Source organism: Aquimarina longa SW024, assembly GCF_001401755.1.
Taxonomy (GTDB): Bacteria; Bacteroidota; Bacteroidia; order Flavobacteriales; family Flavobacteriaceae; genus Aquimarina; species Aquimarina longa.
Genome location: NZ_AVQK01000066.1, coordinates 1 through 4,786 on the forward strand (window position 1 = coordinate 1; position 4,786 = coordinate 4,786).

A 4,786-nucleotide genomic window follows, 5' to 3' on the forward strand; every position below is an offset into this window, starting at 1 on the left:
ACTAAGTTGAGTTTTGTGTAATTACCCCACCAGAGATATCGGGTACACTATAGTATTCATCTAAGCATCATGATCATTAATTTACCACTTAGGGGTTGTGAATTAGTTTTATTTCAGTTTCATGTAGTGCTTATATTCCCAATGTTTGAGTAGTGTACTTAGATATCTTTAAAAATGAATATTAATAAAAAAACTAACCAGTATGATTACACACCAAGAAAAAACAATCCAGAATGTTATCAAGCTTTTTGATGGCATGTATAAATATGAGGTCTATGACATTTTACAAAAAATCGAGGAATTACTACTTAATTTTGCATCTCCGATACAGTTTAAAGAAATCAAACAAGCCATAGAAACCAGATTTAAAAAAGAGCCTATTACTGCTGTAGACAGTTATGGCTATTGCTACTTAGATGATGAATGCCAGTATATGAAGATCTATAAAATCAAATCCTGTTTTCCTATTTTCTTAGGCGGTGAATCCACTTATTTTACCACCACTATCCATCAAGAACTTACTCCTTATACTACAGATGATCTGCAAGAAGCTTTTATGGGTACACATTTAGAGATAGTACTACAGCATTTTTTAAAGCATACTAATCCTAAAAATCGAAACCCCAAAACGAAGCGGTTATTGTTGTTAGAATATTTAGATCAAATAGATCCAGAAAACATTCCTACATTAAAATGATGTACCTGATAGTGCTTAATAATAAAAAACTAAAAAAAGGGGCTTTTTCCCCTGATCATCATATTGTATATCCTAGCGTATAAACCTATTTTTGGGAGCCGTATTTTTTAGTGAAATTGTTTAACACTATAACCAACAAAACATATAATTATTACTATATCAACTCATTAAAACCATATCAATGTCCTTACAAACCAATACTATTATATACCTATCAGGTACTAAGCTAGATTCCTATATTAGTCTTCGACTATGTCAGCAACTTGCAGCACACCATGATTTAGAGCTGATCTGCCGAGCTGATGTGATTCAGCAAGTAACAGAAGAACTCATTGGCGATAGTAAAGAATACCTAGGAGGTATTATTACGCTACAGATACAAGCAATCTCTAAATACGGAGGCTATAAAGAATTAGAATTTAAAGGAATTGTTACCGTATTACAAGGGATAAAAGGGTATGATCAGCAACAGGGCGATGTAATGCTATTACAGGCTAAGAGCACTAGTATATTGTCAGATGACGGAGCACATTACGCTTCGTATACTGATATGAATTTATCCGAAATACTACAACGCACTTTTCAAGGCTATGATATAGGAAGGTTAGCAACCAATTTTGCACCTAGATTCTCCGACACCATACACTACTCCGTACAGCATAATCAGAGTGCCTTTAGCTATGCTAGTAGATTAGCAGCCTATCATAATGAGTGGTTCTATTATAATGGTAAGCAATTAATATTTGGTGCCCCCAGTACAGAAGAAACAGAACTTATTGTGGGTACAGATCTACATAATTTTGGAGTTACCTTAGAAACGATAGCTAACAATGCTACATATATCAGTAGTGATTATCTAACAGGGGCACTACATCAAAAAAGTAGTACAGAGATTACCATCCCCTCAGAGGGATATCACGGATTTATGGACACTACCTCCAAAAGAGTATACCATACCCCTACACAAACAGCATACAGTACCTATACTGATCCCAATCAAAAATATAGGCTAGACACACAGGTAGAACACCACACTAAGGCAAACGCCATGCGACAAGTTATTGCTAGGGGCAATAGTGACAACCCTAGTGTTACACTAGGTGCAGTGATCAGAATACAGGGATATGGGCGATATCGAATCATTAGCATCACCCATACCAATACAGAAAACGGAGTGTATAGTAATGAGTTTACGGCAGTAGATGCCAACTTAGATACCTATCCGCACATGGATCTTAATAAGTTTCCGAAGAGTGATATTACTATAGGTATAGTTATTGATAATAACGACCCCGAAGGATTAGGAAGAGTAAAAGTACAACTCCCTTGGCAAAAAGCAATGGGTACGGCTACCCCTTGGATACGGATGATGAGTCCCCATGCAGGTACAGAAAAAGGCTTCTTTTTCTTACCAGAAAAAAAACAAGAAATCGTACTGGGTTTTGAAGAATCTAACGCCGAAAAACCATTTATATTAGGCGCATTATACTCAGGCATTGCTAGTCCATCAGGGCTACAAACAGATCTGAATGATAGGAAAATTATAAAGACCCGTAGCGAGCATACACTAGAATTTAATGACGCTAAAGGAGCAGAAAGTATTACTATTAGTGATAAGAATGGTAATATCATTAAAGTGGACACAGCAAGCAGTAGCATCTTAATTTCTGCCCCAGAAAACATTAGTATTACTGCCAAAAATATAGATATTAGTGCTAGTGAAAGTGTTTCTATTACAGCAGGAGCACACACCGCCATTAATGCAGGCGAAGACCTTAACTTATCAGGCAATACCATTACACAAGATGCTACAACACGCATCGATATGCAAGCCACTGAGATCGATGCCAATGCTCAGAAAATACGTATCGATAGTACCGATGAGAACCTAGAGCTTGCTAGTAATAAACAAGTAGATGTACAGAGTAGCGATAAGGTAAAACTGTTCTAGAGCGATATGAGACATTCATTTTTTCCAGAAGAGAATACCATACTCTTCCTACAACAGTATACATGGCAGACCCCGATAGATTATGCCGTAACAATATTGCTTCATAATCCATTAGCGACCACACCTATCACTACCATTATCTACGATAGTACAATACAGTGTACCAGAGATCCAGAACGACCTCTATTTTTCTATACCATAGCATCTTCTAGGAAGGTAATGAACGGGCAACCCCCACAAACTTCCTTAGATCATATTATGCAAGTTATCAGCAGTCTATATGCCAGAGTGGTCTTACAAGTCAATGCATATGGACAAATTACAGACATCTCCAATTATAAGGAAATCTGTACCCGATGGAAAACCTTGCGTAAGAAACTACTACGAGACTATCATACTAATGAAGCAATAGAAGATTATATACTCCTTACAGAAATACAAGTATATGATAAAGAGTTGCTCCTACATGCGCTAAAAAAAGAACCCTTTATTAAGTATTATTTTGGTGGATACTACGGTAATTCCAAAAGTATTGCCATGCATACGCATTATAGCGGTACGGATATATACTATCCTGCTACATTATCTTATAAACAGACCACACCAGAGCAAGTAACCATAGCAGTTACAGGAAAAAGAGCAACCACCCTGTCAGAAAACCATCAATTACAACGCTATATGATGGCTCGTCGTAAAACAAGTAAAACAAATGTTGTCTCACAGTTAACCACCAGTAGTACTGCTACACTAACAGTTGATAAGCAATCAGGTCAGATTACAGCTATAAAAGCTATCGATCAAATCAATAGTAATGATGCGACACTAAAAAAACAAACCCTGACCATACTAAAAAAATAAGCTATGTTTTCTAAGTTAAAAAAACTGTTTACAACAGCACCTCCTACAACAAAAGAAGCTACACCTATAGAAGATTCCGAGACAGAAAATGATTCTAGTTCTACTGCTAAGATGTTGGTCTGTCAGGGAGCGACGTGCCAATGCGATAAAAGCGAAACTCCGATACTCATCCCTCTAAAAGTAGACTCACAATCCAAGTACTATATCAATGACAGTGCAGGGAGTGAAAAACTGATTGGTAATACGATGGATCTAGGACAACCCTTTGATATACCTACATTTTTTGGCAAATGTACACTACAACCTATGGGAAGTTCTTTTAAACCCTGTATGCCAGCAGTTACAGTATGGAACGATCCCTATGATAATGTAGAACTAGGTAATGGAGGTAAAATTCTTACTGAAGACTCCACCGCCATCTGTTCCTTTGGCGGTACTATTACCATCGAGCATCATGGGCAGAGCCCTGCTGTAATCACACAGCAACAATTTGCAGATGCTAATAGTGATGCGATGGCAATCCTAAACCCTACTGTAGATCAACTACAGATTGCTATAATCGCAGGAGTAGTTACCCCAGATGAAGAAGGCGATCAAAAAGGAATAGCCGTATACCGGATTACCACCAGTGATCAGCAAAATAAATATCTAAAAGGAACCACCGTTACTTTTATCATTCCCGAAAACGGATGGACAAAAAACCCTAATTCCTCGACCTTAAAAACTCCCACACCAGAAGAAAAAGCAACTACCAATTGGGTGGTGTATAACCCCGATGGAGAAAAATTCTTATCCCTTATCGATCATGGAGATACCTATAGCATTACCTTTCCCGATACAGGAACCTATAGAGTAGAAGCCTACAATACTATAGCAGGAGGTAGTAGATCAGCAGATTATCAGGTAACTATAAAAGAGCAAGAACTATCTAAGCTTACCCCAGTCACTAAAAAACCATTGCTACAGCGTATACGCCCCAATGAATCGATTACCTATACCGTAGCACTCGATTTTGGAGACGATACAATACTACAGCAAGTCGCATGGCAGGTCTATAAAGGTACAGAGCAGATCACAGGGATTATCACAGGAAATACCAAAGAAGAAACCGCACTTTTTACCGATACAGGAACTTATTCTGTATTAGCTACATGGAGAGGAAAAACACTACAAAGCAAAATCTCTGTAGGGAGTAACTACGTTACCGCTATCCAACGAGATAAAAGCACTATGAGATTACTAAACGATCACATTAGCTGTTCTATAGCACCAAAGGGCTA

General features: G+C 37.7%; 4 protein-coding genes. All 4 read left to right on the forward strand.

Features of this window, described 5'->3' with window-relative positions:
- Positions 1–202 precede the first annotated feature (202 nt).
- Positions 203–697: a hypothetical protein gene (locus N456_RS08650; RefSeq protein WP_062055984.1), complete on the forward strand. Its 495-nt coding sequence runs from the start codon at positions 203–205 to the stop codon at positions 695–697.
- Positions 698–878: 181 nt separating this feature from the next.
- Positions 879–2,648 carry a type VI secretion system Vgr family protein gene (locus N456_RS08655; RefSeq protein WP_062055986.1) on the forward strand — a complete coding sequence of 590 codons (1,770 nt, stop codon included), beginning with the start codon at positions 879–881 and terminating at the stop codon, positions 2,646–2,648.
- A 6-nt stretch (positions 2,649–2,654) separates the two neighbouring features.
- Positions 2,655–3,506 (forward strand): hypothetical protein, encoded by an 852-nt coding sequence (locus N456_RS08660; protein ID WP_062055988.1) that lies wholly within the window; start codon positions 2,655–2,657, stop codon positions 3,504–3,506.
- Between the two features lie 3 nt (positions 3,507–3,509).
- Positions 3,510–4,786, forward strand: a 1,277-nt coding sequence (locus N456_RS08665) for a DUF4280 domain-containing protein (RefSeq protein ID WP_062055990.1), incomplete at its 3' end; no start/stop codon positions are given.